At 65.4% G+C, this 477-nt stretch carries 1 protein-coding gene; it reads right to left on the reverse strand.

From position 1 onward, the window contains the following. Positions 1-244 (reverse strand): hypothetical protein (locus KBX63_RS34915; RefSeq protein WP_210918689.1); only part of this gene is annotated, 244 nt, incomplete at its 3' end. Positions 245-477 lie beyond the last annotated feature (233 nt).

Raw genomic sequence — 477 nt, forward strand, 5'->3', positions numbered from 1 at the left:
AGTGCAGACGGAAGGCAGACGTCTCGACGAACCAGCAGGGATGGCTCGGCCCAACTGCAACGTCCACGACGTCTCCACCGTCGGTGAGTTGATGGGGATTGATTACCACCTGTACGGGACCGGAGGGAGTCCAGCGAGTGACCCGAACGGCGTCCGAGCCGGCCTGGTGTCGCTCGAACATGTACGGCCAGTGCGGTGTCAGCGCTAATTCGTAGCCGGCCAGCCGGGCGAGGACATGTCCCATGCTGTCGCAGCGTAGCTGATCATCGTACGAGCCTTGCCCGCCGAGATCAGGTGCACGCTCATGCCGCCGACCGCGCGCTACGCAGTGTCACCACTACGGATCAAGTCGGCGCCCGGTCGTGCCGACGCGCGGTTGCCGCCGTACCAGGACGTGGTGTCAGCCGGTGATGAGTGTGACGACCGCGCCGTCCGAGGTGACCGTGCGTCCTGTCGTGCGTTGGTAACGCCGGACCA

Origin of the sequence: Micromonospora sp. U21 (assembly GCF_018070045.1) — a bacterium.
Classification (GTDB): Bacteria; Actinomycetota; Actinomycetes; order Mycobacteriales; family Micromonosporaceae; genus Micromonospora.